The following is a 17,046-nucleotide window of genomic DNA, read 5'->3' on the forward strand; positions in this document are numbered from 1 at the left end:
GGACTTATAAAACAAAAAACACTTGCAAAAACGTTTTTGCAAGTGTTTAAATTAAATATTTTTGTCTAATAATCTGTATCGGTTATTTAGGACGAGACAAACTGTTTTTTAATTATTATAGAATCAAGTTGGATCAATCCTAGAACCTGTGGAGCGACAAAAATTAAGCATAAATATTAGTTAGTCTAAAAAGGAAAAACTCGATTCTAACTTATTTTGAATAAAAACTAAATCGCTATTTATATAAAGTACAAAGCAGTTTAGAAGTAGTTATTTAAACTTTTGGGACAATTTTTAAAAAAAACGACTAAAAATCACTTCTTAGTCGTTATTTATAGTATGATTTGAATAAATTATTAACCTAAAAAAGCTTTCAATTCCTCATAAGTCTTGATTTTAGTACTTGTTTTTGGTTCATGCATTACCGCTTCAATTTGAGTTGGAATTGGAAGGGTGATATTCAAAGCAGGTTCTACCACATCTAAGAATTTTATTGGGTGAGCAGTCTCTAAGAAAATACCAATCGCATTTTCATGTAAAACCAATTCTTTCTTCAAACCTAAATATCCTACCGCACCATGAGGCTCGGCAATATAACCGTCGGTTTTGTATATGTTTTGCATTGCAACAGTCGTTTCTTTATCTGTAAAACAGTAGGATGAAAAGTCTTTTTTAAACTTCTCTAAATCGTTGTTATACATCTCTTGAATACGAATAAAGTTACTCGGATTCCCTACATCCATCGCATTTGAAATAGTTGCAATCGAGGCTTTTGGATCGTATTTCCCATCTACTAAGAATCTTGGAACCGTATCATTCACATTTGTAGAAGCAACAAAATGATGAACTGGTAAGCCCATTTTTTTAGCAATAATACCTGCACAGATATTTCCAAAATTTCCACTAGGACAAGAGAAAATTAATTTTTTATTTTGGTTTTTCAAGGCTTTGTACGCAAAGAAAAAGTAAAACATCTGTGGCAACCAGCGTGCAATATTTATAGAATTCGCTGATGTTAATCCTTTGTGTTTTAAGCTTTCGTCTAAGAATGCTTTTTTAACCATATCTTGACAATCATCAAAAACACCATCCACTTCTAAAGCTTTGATATTTTGACCTAAAGTCGTTAATTGTTTTTCTTGAATGTCACTCACTTTTCCAGAAGGATAAAGAATGATGACTTCAACGCCTTTTACACCAAGAAACCCACTAGCAACCGCTCCACCTGTATCTCCAGATGTCGCTACTAATACGGTGTTTTTGCTATCTTTTTTATCTTTGTTAAAATACCCCAAACAACGAGACATAAAGCGTGCTCCCACATCTTTAAACGCCATCGTAGGACCATGAAACAATTCTAGAGAGTAAATTCCGTTTTCTACAGGAACTACTGGGAAATCAAAACATAAAGTTTCGGCAATGATTTCTTTTAATTTCGCTTCTGGAATTTCGTCCCCAACAAATTGTTGGATTGCAGCAAAAGCAATTTCTTCGTTACTTAAATTTTCAATATTGTCAAAAAACGCCTGAGGAAGAGGAGTAATACTTTCAGGAAAATACAATCCTTTATCAGAGGCTAATCCTTGAATTACTGCTTCTTGAAAAGAAACGTTTGGTGCGTTATGGTTTAAACTGTAATATTTCATTTTATATTTAGGATTTAGGATTTTCTTATTTAGGATTTAATAAATTAAAATTCCCAAATCAAAATTCCTTAATTTTTAATACTTATTGTTATTCTAGATTTAGGATTCAGTAAGTCCAAATTCCCAAATCCAAATTCCTTAATTTTTAAATAACTCTCATCCCTTCATCATTCACTTTACATACGTGAATTTCGTAAGGCAATTTTATTTCGTCGTAAACGGCGCACATGGCTTTGGCTACTTTTTCGGCGGTTTCTTTTCCTTTGCTTAAAGCAAAAATAGAAGGACCTGAACCTGAAATCCCTGAACCTAATGCTCCTTGTTCGTATGCCGCTTGTTTGATCAAATCAAAACCTGGAATCAAAACACTTCTTAAAGGCTCAACTATTTCGTCATGTAATGAACGGCCAATTAGTTCGTAATCTTGAGTATACAATCCTGCAATTAGTCCACCTACATTTCCCCATTGCGTAATCGCGCTTTTTAAAGAAACGGTTTGCTTCAATACCGAACGCGCATCCGAAGTTTTCAACTCGATTTGCGGATGGATCACCGTAGCGTACAATAACGACGGACTTTCGATTTTGATAATATCTAATGGATTCGAACTTCGAACCAACGTAAACCCTCCCAAAAGGGCAGGAGCAACATTATCAGCATGTGCATTTCCAGAAGCTAGTTTTTCGCCTTGCATCGCGAATTTAACCAACTCTTTTCGGGTAAATGGTTTACCTAATAATTCATTGGCACCAAAGACAGCACCAGCTGAACTAGCAGCACTACTACCAATTCCGCTTCCGGCTTTGATGTATTTGTAAATTTCGATTTCAAAACCAAAGTCGGCTTTTGTTTCTTCTAGCATCGCTAACAAAGCCACACCAGCAACATTTCTTTCGGTTTCAAGAGGTAAATCAGCACCTTCAATTTTGGTGATGCGAACACCCTTTTCAGTTGATTTTCGAATAATCATTTCGTCCCCAACATTGTCTAAGCACAATCCCAAAACGTCAAATCCACAAGAGAGATTCGCAATGGTAGCAGGGCAAAATACTTTTATTTCATTCATTTTTATAAGGTTCTGAGGTTCTAAGTTTTTGAGGTTCTAAGTTGAAAAAGGTAGTTTCTGAATGAAATACATCTCTTAGCGACTTAGAGTCTCAGTTGCTTAGCAACTTAATTTTTAAACATTTCCTATTCTAATCACATCTGCAAAAATCCCTGAAGCAGTCACCGCAGCTCCCGCACCAGCACCTTTGATTAATAAAGGTTGGTCAACGTAACGGTCGGTGTAAAATAAGACGATATTATCTTTTCCTTCTAGGTTGTAGAAAGGATGGTCTTTTGGGATGAATTGCAAACCTACGCTTGCTTTACCATTCTCAAATTGTGCTACATATTTTAATCTTGAATCTTTACTCAACGCTTCTTGGTAAATACCATCAAAATGAGCTGCATATTCAATTAACGAAGCAAAGAATTCTTCATTAGATTTAGTTTGCAAACAAGCTGGAGGTAGGAACGATTCGTTAGCAATTTCTTCGATATCCATTGTATAACCGCTTTCACGAATTAAGATGAGAATTTTTCTAGCTACGTCAATTCCGCTTAAGTCAATAGTTGGATCTGGTTCAGTGAAACCTTGAACTCCAGCTTCTTTTACCACGTCATGGAATGAATTTTTCTCATCAAAATTATTGAAGATAAAGTTCAAACTTCCTGATAAAACGGCTTGAATTTTATTCACTTTATCACCTGATGCAATTAAGTTTTTAACCGTGTCGATAATAGGTAATCCTGCACCCACATTAGTTTCAAATAAGAAAGGCGCATTGTATTGACGAGAAAGATTTTTCAAGTGTTTGTAATTACTGAACTCTGAAGCACAAGCAATTTTATTACAAGTCACAACTCCAACACTTTCTTTTAAGAATTGTTCGTATAATTGAGAAACACCTTGATTTGCAGTGATGTCTACAAAAATACTGTTACGTAAATTCAGCTTTTTTACTTTGGAAACAAATTCTTGTTGGCTTGCAGGTTCTCCGTCAGCTAAAACAGCTTGCCATGTTTTCAAGTCAATTCCGTCTTCGTCAAAATGCATTTTTCTAGAATTAGAAACGGCAATTATACGAAGGTTTATTTTTAAATTCTCTTTCAAGAATTTTCTTTGTTGGTTAATTTGCTCCATGAATTTTTCACCCACATTACCAACACCCATTACAAATAGGTTCAATTGTTTGGTGTTGTCTTCAAAGAAACGTTCGTGAAGGGTATTCAATGCTTTCTTTACATCTCTTTCATTAATAACCGCAGAGATATTTCTTTCAGAAGCTCCTTGCGCAATCGCACGAATGTTTACATTGTTTTTTCCTAAAGTGCTGAACATTTTACCGCTCAAACCTTGATGGTTTTTCATGTTCTCACCTACAAGTGCAATGATGCATAAGTTTTGTTCCACGATACATGGATCAACTTTGTTCTGGTCGATTTCGATTTCAAATGCTTTGTTGATAGCGATTTCAGCGATTTCAGCATCTTCGTTTTGAATTCCGATACAAATCGAATGTTCAGATGAAGCTTGAGTGATAAAAATAACATTAATATGCATTTGAGAAAGTACTTCGAAAAGTCTTTTTGACGAACCTGTAACACCAATCATTCCTGATCCTTCAAGAGTAATCAAAGTGATTTTTTCAATATGGCTTATTCCTTTTACAGGATTAGTAGTTGCAATTGGATTGTTAGAAATATAGGTTCCTTCTTCCTCAGGAGAAAAAGTATTCTTTATATATAATGGTATGTTTTTTTGTAATACCGGTTGGATTGTAGGTGGGTACAATACTTTGGCGCCAAAATGCGATAATTCCATTGCCTCTTGGTACGAAATGGTAGCAATAGGTTGTGCTTGTTTTACGATCTTAGGATTAGCAGTAAACATTCCGTTTACATCTGTCCAGATTTCTAAGTCAGAGGCGTCCAAAGCTGCTGCTACGATAGCGGCAGTATAGTCAGAACCACCACGACCAAGAGTAGTGCTAATTCCATCAGTTGATGATGAAATAAAACCTGGCATTACAACAACTTGGTCTTTATTGAAACTGAAAAATTCAGCAATCAATAAATTAGTAACGTCAAAGTTTACAGTTGCTTTACCAAAGTTGTTATTTGTTCTAATTAATTCGCGGCTGTCTTTGTAACTGCTGCTTTTTAAATTTTGTTTCAATGCTTCAGCAATGATATACGAAGAAAGTAATTCTCCAAAACTTAAGATGGTATCTAAAGTTCTAGCTGAAAGTTCTCCTAATAGATAACAACCATCTAATAATGTTTCAAGATGATTGATGATTCGTTTTACATGGCTTAATAGACCGCTTTGTTCGCTAACTGGAATTAGCTGTTTCAAAGTGTCTAAATGCATTTTTTCAATATCAGCAATGATTTCTTTAAAAGATTCATCATTTGCTGCGGCTTTTGCGGCAGCTAAGTGTAAGGTGTCGGTTACTTTACTAAGAGCTGAAACCACAACAATTATTTTGTCTTGCTTGGCTTTATTAGCGACTATGTCTAAAACTAATTTTATGTTTGTTGCATTGGCTACTGAAGTCCCGCCAAATTTTAATACTTTCATTCCGTTTATTTTATTAAAAAAAAATGTACTATTTTTTATACATCCAAGACTTTCCTTGAATAAGGAAAATGCAAATATACTATTATATGTGAAAAGTTTACCCCAAAGGGGTAGTGGTTGTTGTAAAAGTAACAGAAATGACAACTTCGTTAGAAGTTGGTAAAGAAGTAAGGTATGTTTTTCTGTTTTTAATCATAAAGAGATTTCAAAAGTACGTTTTTTTTATAAAAAACCAAAAAGCTTTATTCTGTTTTTTTTTGATGAAATTAAATTAAAGATTTTTGTTCCAAAGTTGATTTGTTGTGAATCATGACTCTTGTTTAAAAAAATAAATTAAATTTGCGACAAATAATTAAATAGATAAAAATGTCATTAAATAGTATCTTCCAATTTTTAGTACCAAAAGACAAAAAGTTTTTTCCACTTTTTGAAGAAGCATCAAGTAATTTGATTGAATTAGCATCTGATTTACATGAGGCAGTTAATTTGCCTTTGAAAGAAAGAGAAGCACTTTTTCAAAAAATTGATGTATTGGAACAAAAAGGAGAGGATATTACACGTCAAACAAACTTGGAATTGAGTAGAAATTTCATTACTCCTTTTGATAGAGAAGATATTTACTCTTTAATTACGTCAATTGATAACGTTGCAGATAGATTGCATGGCGCTTCAAGTATCATGCGTTTGTATCAAGTTGATAAAATCACCAAATCAATTCGAAAATTAACTGAAATCAATTTAGATGCTTGTCAACAAATTGATTCTGCAGTAAAACAATTGAGAGATTTTAAAAATATTAAGAAGATTACCGAAGCTTGTGCTAGAATTAGCAAGTTAGAAAATAAATCAGATAATGTTTATAATAAAGCTGTTTTTGAAATTTTTGAAAACGAAACTGATGCTAAAAACATTATCAAATACAAAGAAGTGTTGTCTATTCTAGAAACCGCTACTGATAAATGTAAGAGTGTTGCTAGTGTTCTAGAATCTATTGCTGTGAAGCATTCGTAATAATTTCGAAAATTTTTCAATCTTTCAATCAAAATTATGTTTACTCTTCTTATAGTTATAATAGTATTGTCTTTAATCTTTGATTACATCAATGGTTTTCACGATGCTGCTAATGCCATTGCTACTGTAGTCGCAACTAAGGTGCTATCACCTGTTCAAGCGGTTATTTGGGCTGCTTTTTTTAACTTTCTAGCCTATTGGGTTTTTGGGTTGGGTGTGGCTAATACAGTTGCTAAAACTGCTGATTCGAGTCAAATTAATCTAACCGTAATTCTTGCAGGTGTTCTTGCAGCTATTGCTTGGAATTTAATTACTTGGTGGCAAGGAATTCCTTCAAGTTCATCGCACACTTTGATTGGAGGTTTTGCAGGTGCTGCTATTGCTCATGCCATTGCAATACACGGATTTTCAGATTACACTATTATTGAAGACGGAGTGGAACACACTAAACATTGGTATAATATTGTAAGTTGGTATAAAGAAGGGAAAAACGGAGGGATGCCTTCAGGGGTTATGATTATCATCATATTTATAGTCCTTGCGCCTTTATTGGGAGCTTTGATGTCTTACTTGATTTCAATTTGGTTATTAAATGCTTCAAAGAAAACGATACTTCCTAAAGTATTTACTGCTTTATTAATGATAGTGTCCGTATGGTTTGTTTATAGTCAAATGGTTCCTATTGAACAAATCGAAGAACCACGTTTTGAGTCTTCTGTTTTTTGGAGTGTAGTGTTTGAATCGCATAATATAAAATGGTTTTTGGTAGCTTTTATTATATTGTCCATTTCAACATTTGCATTGGTCTTTAGTAGTTTGAATTTGCACAAAGCGGAAGCCGTGTTGAAAAAAATGCAGTTATTGTCCTCTGCAGCCTTTAGTTTAGGTCATGGTGGTAACGATTCGCAAAAAGTAATGGGTATTATTGCTGCAGCAGTTGCGGTTTATATTAAGACTAGTGGTGTTGATATTATTACGCTGCCAGAGTGGTTACAAGTGGTACTTCCAAATGATGATAAAGGAATCAAAGGCGCAATGCCTGAGTGGATTCCGTTAGCTTGTTATACGGCTATTGCTGTAGGTACCTTAAGTGGAGGTTGGAAAATTGTAAAAACCATGGGGTCTAAAATTACCAAAGTAACTTCTTTTGAAGGTGTTGCCGCTGAAACGGCAGGTGCTTTGACACTTTATTTTACAGAACATTTTAAAGTACCAGTAAGTACGACACATACCATTACAGGATCAATTATAGGTGTTGGTTTGACCAAACGTGTTTCAGCGGTTCGTTGGGGTGTGACTGTAAGTTTATTATGGGCTTGGGTATTGACCATTCCTGTTTCAGGATTATTGGCCGCTTTATGTTATTATATCTTAAGTATTTTTATTTAGTATACGTATTTAATCAAAATGATAAACCATCCTTATTTATATAAATAAGGATGGTTTATTTTTTTTTAAGCATAAGTTTAGCCTTTTTTAGGAAGTTTGAATCCTGCTGTTCTTGATATCTTGGGACAGTATAATGAGCCACCGCCATAAGGATGCCGCTTCCATTAGGGTTCCTATCTTTGACTTAGGTTAAAATACTTTATCTTTTTAGATATAGTTAAATTTGTCAATTCAACCAATAAGTAAATGATTAATGCGATATAAATTTGAGATTTATCGATGTTTTCACTTGTCTTAAAAAATTTTTATTTATAGGATTTGCTTTATCGCTTTGAAAATTATTTTGTACCACATTTGGAATTGACGTCTTCTGTTGGGCTGTTTTCTCAAATTTACCCTAGCGTATGGCATTTTGGGCTGTTTTTTCCCTATTGTCAATTATCGGTTATGTTTTATTCTAGAAACCTTATTGTGTATAGTAGGAGTTATTCAAAACATTAGGAGTAGGAGATTAAGACTGTAGAAGGAATAGAAGAAAAAGTAAAAAGGGATAAGTGTATAGGCCACTTATCCCATATAAAAAACTTTAATCTCCACTTTTCTATCATTAATTTAAAAGCCCTTTATATTGAAATAGATTGTAGTATTTATTTTTTGACTATCAATCCTTTGCTAAAAGAATAATCGCCTGATACGAGTCTGACATAATATGTTCCGTTAACTAAGTTGGGATTTAGTTTAAATTTTATAGCATTATTTTCTCCAATAATTAAATTCTTTTGAACTTGAACTGGACGACCTGTTGCATCATAAATATAAACATCAATTTCATCAATAGCTTCAAAATTTAATTCGATATTTACCTCTGATTTTGCAGGGTTTGGGTGTAAACTAACAGCGTATTTATAGTTTAAAAATTTTGGAGTTTGTAAAGTGTATCCAGAAAATGTTTTTTGATAATTAGGAAGTGTGTTTTCTGGTTTAGTAGGAGGATTTGCATCACTCCATGGCGTTGATGCAGCAGGGCTATCAAAAAACAAAGCATCGACATTCGTTTTAGACCATTGATAAGCTCCTTCAACCATCTTTTTAAGTATTGTTGGATTTTGTGACGCTAAATTAGTTGTTTCTCCTATATCATTAACGATATTATAAAGTTGCCATACTCCATTTCCAGTAGAAAAAGCTTTCCATTGATCCATTCTTATTCCTACATTATTAAAGCCGGTTCCATTGTGTCTTAACGTATAAATAGCCTCGCCTGCGCGAGCATTTGTACTAGCAATAATATTTGGATAGATGTTTTTTCCATCAAGTTGTTTCCCGACAGGGATAGTCCCTCCAGCAAGATCCACAAATGTTGGATAGAAATCAAGAGAAGAAACTGGATCATTATATTTTGCACCAGCAGCAATATGATTAGGATAGACCATAAACATAGGTACTCTGTATCCTCCTTCATAAGTATCTCCTTTTTCTCCTTTCAAAGGACTGTTATTTGCTCCATCAACAGCTACTTTACCTCCATTATCACTTAAAAAAACAATTAAAGTATTGTCAAATTCTCCTTTAAGCTTTAGCTCATCTACAATTTTTTTTATGCCTCTGTCAACACCATAGACTAAAGCAGCATGATCTTTTCTTAAATTACCATCAGTAGTATTTGGAAATATTAAATTATATGGGGCACTTGTAATTGCTGTTACATCACTAACTAAAGGTGTTGTTGGAGAATGAGGGGCGTTATATGCTATATACATGAAAAAGGGTTGAGCATCATTGCTTTCTGCATTATTAATAAATGCAACAGCTTCATCAGAAAATAAATCCGTAATATACAAACCGTTAGCCGTTCCTGCGGAAGCATTATTTCTCTGTAAGGCCCATGTATACGGGTTAGTACCTGGTGTTGCTGTAGTGTAATTATGGCCTCCTGGTAAAAACCCATAAAAATAATCAAATCCTCGTTGATTTGGTTTGTAAGCTGTAGCTTGGCCTAAATGCCATTTTCCAAAAGCACCCGTTTTGTATCCAGCATCTTGTAAAACTTTAGAGAAAAAAGTTTCATTTAGATCAATACCATTGGTTACATCAGTCTCTGCTAAATTGTATTGAGCTCCTATTTTATGAGGATAACGACCTGTCATAATAGCTGTTCTACTTGGTCCACAAAAAGGATGTGCTACATAAGCAGATGAAAAAACAGTACCAATATTTGCTAATGCATCTATATTAGGAGTGGCTACATTTGTTCCTCCGTTAAAACCTACATCAGCATACCCCATATCATCAGTCAAAATCACAATAATATTTGGGCGTGTTTGACTCCATGTTTTAGAGTGTTGAAAAAAAAAGGATAGTAGAGTAATTGCTACTAACCAAATATTTAATTGTAATTTCATATAGGTAAAGTTTGACTTTATGTTTCTAGACTTATAAAATAGTGTTGAGATAACAAAGCAATTTATAACTAGGTTTTGTTGAAGGTTAAGTCTTTTTTATCTTGTTATAAATGTAAATTACCTTCGGCGATTTGGATTGTTTAGACTACTCAGGGACTAGTTTAAAAAAATAAATAGTGTCTATGGTTTTTTTTATGGATTAATTCTAATATGCAATTGTTATTTGGTAGTAAACAAATGTTTTTTATTATTATCTCATTGGTTATGAAAAAAGAGTTTCCATCAAAAGCATATAAAAAATAAATAATATGGTTTATGATGTTTGTTGTAACCAGTCTGAGCAATACATTTTTTTTCTTCTAAATAAGTAGCACACCTAATCAATCATTTGAAGTTATTGGTTTCTTTTCTTTTGCGACAAAAGTACCTGCGGTTTTAGGAAGTACCTAAACCGTTGTTTCTTTAAATTTGAATTTTTTGTTAAAAAGATAAATACTATCATGAGTTACTATAATCGCTAATTCGCAAATTTTTCTTTTGTTAATTGGTACATAAAGATTTGTACTAATTCAATTTTTAAGCGCTAAATTTATCGTATTTTTTTTACATAATTAGCAATTCGAGCGTTAGCAAATTAGCGAAACAAGTAATGGAGGTAATAATTCATGAATTTGTAATTATAGCCTTTGATTTTAACTTGTAAAAGTAATTTATCTCTTTATATTTGTGACATGCAACTTTCTGTAATCATTCTTAATTATAACGTTCGACATTTTTTAGAACTCTGTGTTTCTAGTGTTGAAGCTGCTTTGGTTGACTTTGATTCGGAAATTATTGTAATTGACAACAATTCTTCTGACGATAGTTGTCAAATGATGAAAGAACGGTTTCCTGAAGTGCAACTGATTGAAAACAAAGAAAATTCGGGTTTCCCCAAAGGAAATAATATTGGAGTAGCTAAAGCTAAAGGAAAATATATTTGCATTCTTAATCCTGATACCGTAGTTGCTGAAGATACTTTTGTTAAAGTGTTGGCTTTCGCCGAAAGACAAAAAAATTTAGGTATTATTGGAGTAAAACTCATTGATGGTGCTGGGAAATTTCTACCTGAAAGCAAAAGAGGTACGCCCACGCCTTGGGTAGCTTTTACTAAAATTACAGCTTTATATAAACTATTTCCTAATACTACTTTGTTTGATCGTTATTATGCAGGTCATTTGGCTAAAAATCAAACAGGGGAAGTTGAAATTCTCGTTGGGGCTTTTATGGTGATGGAAAAACAGTTGTATTTGGATGTTGGCGGATTTGATGAAGATTGTTTTATGTATTCAGACGATATTGATTTGTCGTATATGGTATTACAAAAAAGAAAATCAAATTATTACTTTCACGAAACTACCGTTATTCATTATAAAGGAGAGAGTACTGTTAAAGATAGTACTTATATGAAGCGTTTTCAAGAAGCAATGAATTTCTTTTACAAAAAACATTTTAAAGTATCTGTTTTGTTTTCGATATTCATGAAAATAGGAATTTTGTTTTTTTCTGTGATAAAAATGTTTCAAGGTAAAAGGATCGTTCAAAAAGGGAAAAAACATTTTGTGTTGTATTCTAAAAACAATTCATTGGTCAACAAACTAGCAAATGTATTACAAAAAAAAGTGGTTTTTCATGATTTGAATACGGAAAAAATGGAATTACCGTCATTGACTCCTCCTGAATTACCTATAGAAATACTATTAGATGCTAATACAATTCCGTTTAAAAAATGTATAGCCTTTATGGAAATCTTAAAAAATAAGCGGTTTACTTTTAAAATAGTATCAAAAGAAAATGAGTTTTTGATTGGCAGTGATAATTCTAATGAAAGAGGGACAGTTGTTAAGATTGATGTTTAAAACTCAATTAATGAATTTTATATTTTAAAAAATGACTAATTTTGCAAAACAGAAAATAAAAGTACCTTTTTAAGGTTAATACTATATGGCAAGATTTGAATTGAAACTTCCAAGAATGGGAGAAAGTGTCGCTGAAGCAACTATTACGAATTGGTTAAAAGCTATTGGTGATACTATTGAAGCGGATGAAACTGTAGTTGAAGTAGCAACAGATAAAGTAGATAGCGAAGTGCCATCTGAGGTATCGGGTGTCTTGGTGGAACAGCTTTTTAAAAAAGATGATTTGGTTCAAGTAGGGCAAACATTTGCTATAATTGAAACGGATGAAGTGGTTGATACGGTTGATGAAACTGTTAATCCAGAAATTATTACTGAGGTTGCCAGAGCAGTAGAAGTAGCTAAAGAGTTATTGGCTACTCCAGAGAATTTTTCTAAGTCTGACAAATTCTTTTCTCCTCTGGTTAAAAATATCGCCGTTACCGAAGGGGTTTCTGTTGATGAACTTGAAATGATTGTAGGTACGGGTAAAGATCAGCGTGTAACTAAAAATGATATTTTAGAGTATGTTGAAAATCGTAAATTTAATAAAATAACCCCAGCCTATACTGCAGACACTATGTCAATGAGTAAGGTAGAGAATCCTTCTCTTTCCCAAAAAACACCGCCAGTGGTCAAAGCACCACTTTCTGTAAATGGAGGTGATGAAGTGGTAGAGATGGATAGAATGCGTAAGTTGATTGCCGGGTATATGGTGGCTTCGATACAAACTTCGGTGCATGTTCAGTCATTTATTGAGGTAGATGTAACGAATATTGTAAAATGGCGTGATCAACATAAAAATGAATTCGAAAAAAGAGAAGGGGAAAAGCTTACATACACGCCTATCTTTATGGAGGCTGTAGCCAAAGCTTTGAAAGATTATCCAGCCATGAATGTTTCTGTTGATGGAGATTATGTTATTAAAAAGAAAAATATCAACTTAGGAATGGCAGCCGCTTTGCCTAATGGGAATTTAATTGTGCCAGTTATTAAAAATGCAGATCAACTGAACTTAGTAGGAATGGCAAAAGCAGTGAATGACCTAGGAAGTCGTGCTAAAGCAGGAAAATTAAAACCAGATGATACAAAAGGAGGAACATATACTGTAACGAATGTAGGTTCGTTTGGAAGTGTTTTTGGAACACCAATTATCAATCAACCTGAAGTAGGGATTTTGGCTCTTGGCGCTATACGTAAAGTACCCGCAGTTATTGAAACACCAGAAGGTGATTTTATAGGCATTCGCCAAAAAATGTTCTTAACCCACAGTTATGACCATCGTATTGTTGATGGTGCCCTTGGTGGAATGTTCGTAAAACGTGTAGCCGAATATTTAGAAGCTTTTGATCTGAATCGAAATTTTTAGTACGCATTAAATATAAAAATAACAAACCCCAATGAATTGATTTTTATTGGGGTTATTTTTTTTGACACATAGCCTTAGGGGTTGTTGATATTAAAAGATGTCTTACTTTAATAGTACTACATAGCGTTTTTTATTAGATTTGATTTACTTGTGATACTTTTATAAGAAAGTTAAATCTTTAATTGGTCTGTTTTTTTTGAATGTTAACCTGTATTAATTACCCTAAAAAAAGCGTATGGTAAAGATCAAAAAACTATAGTTTTATCCTACACTGATCGTAGATGAAGTGTGTTTTAGAAAAATAATCAAAACTCAATTTTATGTCAAAATAGTTTGTCTTTTTGATTAAAAACCGGCTTAAAAATTTATATTTGTACTTCTTACAAAAATCTAAAATGGAATTAAAACTCAATAAACCAATTTGCTTTTTCGACCTTGAAACAACAGGTATTGATATAGGGAAAGATAGAATTGTTGAAATCTCGATATTTAAAGTATATCCCAACGGAAATAAAGAAAGTAAAACTTGGTTAGTAAATCCAACGATTCCAATTCCGGCTCAAACTACCGCAGTACATGGAATTACAGATGAAAAAGTAGCTAATGAACCTACTTTTAACGAACTGGCAACTCAGGTGTATAATATGATAAAAGATAGTGATTTGGGTGGTTTTAATTCGGATCGTTTTGATATTCCGTTATTAGCCGAAGAATTATTGCGTGCAGGAGTTGATTTTGATATGAAAAACCGCGTTTCAGTTGATGTTCAAACTATTTTTCATAAAAAAGAAGAGCGTACTTTGAGTGCCGCTTATAAGTTTTATTGCAATCAAAGTTTAGAAAATGCTCATTCAGCAGAAGCAGATACGATGGCAACTTACGAGATTTTGAAAGCGCAATTAGAGCGTTATCCAGATTTAGAGAATGATATAAAATCCTTATCTGAATTTTCAACAAGAAAAAAAATTGCGGATTTTGCGGGAATGATTTCTTTTAATAAAGAAGATGAAGAGATTTTTACTTTTGGTAAACATAAAGGCAAAAGGGTGAATGATATTTTAGAGTCAGAACCAGGTTATTTCAGTTGGATTCAAAATGCAGATTTCCCTTTGTATACTAAAAAGGTTTTGACAGCAATTAAATTAAGGAAGTTAAATACTAAATAAGGTTCTGAGATTCTAAGGTTCTGAGATTCTAAGTTTTTTTTGAAACTTTTATTCTTAGCCACTTAGTAACTTAGCGACTTATTAACTTGAAAAATAATGAAGATAATCTGTATTGGTAGAAATTATACCAAACATATTGAAGAGCTCCATAGTGAACGTCCTAACGAGCCTGTGATTTTTATGAAACCAGATTCTGCGGTTTTGTTAAAACAACATCCTTTTGTAATTCCAGAATTTTCTGAGGATATTCACCACGAAATTGAGTTGATTGTCAAAATTAATAAAGTTGGAAAGTATATCGAACCTAAGTTTGCGCATAAGTATTATGACGAAATTAGTGTAGGTATAGATTTTACTGCTAGAGATTTACAGCAAAAACTAAAAGACAAAGGATTGCCTTGGGAAAAAGCGAAAGCATTTGATGGTTCAGCAGTGGTAGGGGATTTTTTATCTAAAAGTCACTTTAATTCCGTAGAAAATCTTACATTTGAATTAACGAACAATTCTAAAACAATCCAAAAAGGAAATACCTCGCTAATGCTGTGGAAAGTAGATGAAATAATTGCTTATGTTTCTGAGTATTTTACTTTGAAAATAGGAGATATTATTTTTACAGGAACACCAGAAGGAGTAGCTGCTGTAAAACCAAATGATGTTTTAGAAGGATTTTTAGAGGGACATAAACTATTTAGAATACAAGTAAAATAATGGCTTTACATTACAACCTTTCCAAAGTGTACGCACTTTCAGACAATGATGCTGATTTTGTAAACGATGTTTTGACATTGTTTGTTACTGAAATACCAGAAGATTTAGCACAAATTAAAGAAGGTATCAAAAAAAAGGATCACAAACACGCCTATGCTTATGCGCATAAAATAAAGCCAACGTTGGATTTATTAGGTTTAAATGTGGCTTTTGAAGAGATTCTGCAAATTGAAGCTTGGACTAAAACTGAAGGAAAAAAGAAAGACATCGTAGATACTTTCAAAAGCGTAAAAAAACAAATTGAAGATGCAATAAAAGAAATTAAAAAAGATTTTGATTTAGCAGTAGGATAGTGTTTTTGATAAAAAAAATAAAAAAATTCAACATTTAACAAACCCTTAAATGTTGAATTTTTCGTTATATAATAAGTTCAAATTAAAAAGAATGAAAGCGACTATAGTTACCATTGGAGATGAAATTTTAATAGGTCAAATTGTGGATACCAATTCGGCGTTTATTTCAAAAGCATTGGATAAAATTGGTGTCGAGACACATGAGATGATTTCTATTAGTGATGATAAACAGCATATTTTAGATACATTTAATAAACTTCAAAATAAAGTCGATTTGGTTATTGTTACAGGGGGTTTAGGGCCAACAAAAGACGATGTTACTAAAAAAACATTTTGTGATTATTTTGAGGATGAATTGGTTGTTGATGAAGCTGTTTTGGCCCATGTAACGGAGATAATTGAAGGTTTTTATAAACGTACGATTACACAAATTAATAAAGATCAAGCGTTGGTTCCTTCTCGTTGTACGGTACTGCATAATCAGGTGGGAACTGCTCCAGGAATGTGGGTTAAGAAAGAAAATACGGTTTTTGTTTCTTTACCAGGTGTGCCTTATGAAATGAAATATTTGGTTGAAAATGAAATAGTGCCAAAAATTGTCAAAGAATACGAACGACCGTATATTTTACATAAAACGATTTTGACCTATGGTCAAGGGGAAAGTATGGTAGCGGAACGTCTTGAGGATTGGGAAAATGAATTGCCAGAGTTTATAAAATTAGCGTATTTACCTAGTCCGGGAAGAGTGCGTTTGCGTTTGACGGCTAGAGGAACGCATAAAGAAAAAATGCAAAACGAAATTGAAAATCAAGTAGTTCTGTTAAATAACATTATCAACGATATCATAGTTGGTTTTGAAGAAGATGAAACCATTGAAGTGGTAATTGGTAATTTGTTAAAAAGACAAAAGACTACTATTGCTACTGCTGAAAGTTGTACTGGAGGTTCAATTGCATCGCTTTTAACATCCGTTGCGGGAGCTTCTAGTTATTTCAAAGGGAGTGTGGTTTCGTATGCTACAGAAGCTAAGGTTGATATTTTGGGTATTCCAGCCCCGCTAATCGATGAATTTTCAGTAGTTAGTGCCGAAGTTGTAAAAGCAATGGCCTTGAGTGTCAAAAAGTTGCTGAAATCAGATTATGCTATAGCAACAACTGGAAACGCGGGGCCAACTAAAGGTGATGGGAATGGTGAAATCGGAACTGTTTTTATTGCTTTAGCAACACCAAATGAGGTGTTGGTTGAAGAATTTAATTTTGGCCAACCCCGTGATAAAGTGATAGATAGAGCCGTTTATAAAAGTTTAGAAATATTACAGAAAGAAATTTTGAAAATTGTGTAGTTATTTTTTGTTTCAATCGTTTATTTTTCTTTTCTTTGCACCCTGATTTTGAATAACGATTAAAAGAGATATATAATGTCAAGAGTTTGTGACCTTAC

The 17,046-nt window shown here is 33.1% G+C and carries 12 protein-coding genes and 1 pseudogene; 8 read left to right on the forward strand and 5 right to left on the reverse strand.

The annotated features are described in order from the left end of the window. Nucleotides 1-356 precede the first annotated feature (356 nt). The 3 genes from thrC to thrA form a co-directional block, all read right to left on the reverse strand. A complete protein-coding gene (gene thrC / locus WBQ70_RS14230; protein ID WP_423915350.1) occupies nt 357-1,646 on the reverse strand; it encodes a threonine synthase in 1,290 nt (429 codons plus the stop codon). A gap of 145 nt (nt 1,647-1,791) precedes the next feature. After that, nucleotides 1,792-2,712, reverse strand: a complete 921-nt coding sequence (locus WBQ70_RS14235; protein ID WP_423915352.1) for a homoserine kinase — start codon at nt 2,710-2,712, stop codon at nt 1,792-1,794. Between the two features lie 114 nt (nt 2,713-2,826). Then, complete coding sequence (gene thrA / locus WBQ70_RS14240) at nt 2,827-5,274, reverse strand: bifunctional aspartate kinase/homoserine dehydrogenase I (RefSeq protein WP_423915354.1); 2,448 nt, start codon at nt 5,272-5,274, stop codon at nt 2,827-2,829. A gap of 366 nt (nt 5,275-5,640) precedes the next feature. Here thrA and WBQ70_RS14245 point away from each other — a divergent pair, with 366 nt between their 5' ends. Both WBQ70_RS14245 and WBQ70_RS14250 read left to right on the forward strand, forming a co-directional pair. Next, nucleotides 5,641-6,285, forward strand: a complete 645-nt coding sequence (locus tag WBQ70_RS14245; protein ID WP_423915356.1) for a DUF47 domain-containing protein — start codon at nt 5,641-5,643, stop codon at nt 6,283-6,285. Between the two features lie 36 nt (nt 6,286-6,321). Further along, complete coding sequence (locus WBQ70_RS14250) at nt 6,322-7,674, forward strand: anion permease (protein WP_423915357.1); 1,353 nt, start codon at nt 6,322-6,324, stop codon at nt 7,672-7,674. A 176-nt stretch (nt 7,675-7,850) separates the two neighbouring features. On the opposite strand, the pseudogene WBQ70_RS14255 reads toward WBQ70_RS14250, so the two are convergent. Next, nucleotides 7,851-7,976, reverse strand: a pseudogene (locus WBQ70_RS14255) (IS4 family transposase); the annotation flags it as partial. A gap of 345 nt (nt 7,977-8,321) precedes the next feature. Then, nucleotides 8,322-10,076, reverse strand: a complete 1,755-nt coding sequence (locus WBQ70_RS14260; protein WP_423915359.1) for a sulfatase-like hydrolase/transferase — start codon at nt 10,074-10,076, stop codon at nt 8,322-8,324. 731 nt (nt 10,077-10,807) lie between these two features. Between WBQ70_RS14260 and WBQ70_RS14265 the strand changes: the two genes are divergently transcribed. The 6 genes from WBQ70_RS14265 (at nt 10,808) to WBQ70_RS14290 (ending at nt 16,948) form a co-directional block, all read left to right on the forward strand. Then, entirely contained in the window at nt 10,808-11,974 is a 1,167-nt protein-coding gene (locus WBQ70_RS14265) for a glycosyltransferase family 2 protein (RefSeq protein WP_423915360.1), read from the forward strand. Between the two features lie 85 nt (nt 11,975-12,059). Beyond that, nucleotides 12,060-13,379, forward strand: coding sequence for a dihydrolipoamide acetyltransferase family protein (locus WBQ70_RS14270; protein WP_423915362.1), 1,320 nt, complete (start codon nt 12,060-12,062; stop codon nt 13,377-13,379). 395 nt (nt 13,380-13,774) lie between these two features. After that, nucleotides 13,775-14,545 carry an exonuclease domain-containing protein gene (locus WBQ70_RS14275; RefSeq protein WP_423915364.1) on the forward strand — a complete coding sequence of 257 codons (771 nt, stop codon included), beginning with the start codon at nt 13,775-13,777 and terminating at the stop codon, nt 14,543-14,545. A gap of 96 nt (nt 14,546-14,641) precedes the next feature. Continuing rightward, a complete protein-coding gene (locus WBQ70_RS14280; RefSeq protein WP_423915366.1) occupies nt 14,642-15,253 on the forward strand; it encodes a fumarylacetoacetate hydrolase family protein in 612 nt (203 codons plus the stop codon). Continuing rightward, nucleotides 15,253-15,606: an Hpt domain-containing protein gene (locus WBQ70_RS14285; RefSeq protein ID WP_423915368.1), complete on the forward strand. Its 354-nt coding sequence runs from the start codon at nt 15,253-15,255 to the stop codon at nt 15,604-15,606. Before WBQ70_RS14280 ends, WBQ70_RS14285 begins: the two co-directional genes overlap by 1 nt. A gap of 91 nt (nt 15,607-15,697) precedes the next feature. Further along, nucleotides 15,698-16,948: a CinA family nicotinamide mononucleotide deamidase-related protein gene (locus WBQ70_RS14290; protein ID WP_423915370.1), complete on the forward strand. Its 1,251-nt coding sequence runs from the start codon at nt 15,698-15,700 to the stop codon at nt 16,946-16,948. Nucleotides 16,949-17,046 lie beyond the last annotated feature (98 nt).

The organism is Flavobacterium sp. (assembly GCF_049590715.1).
GTDB lineage: Bacteria > Bacteroidota > Bacteroidia > Flavobacteriales > Flavobacteriaceae > Flavobacterium.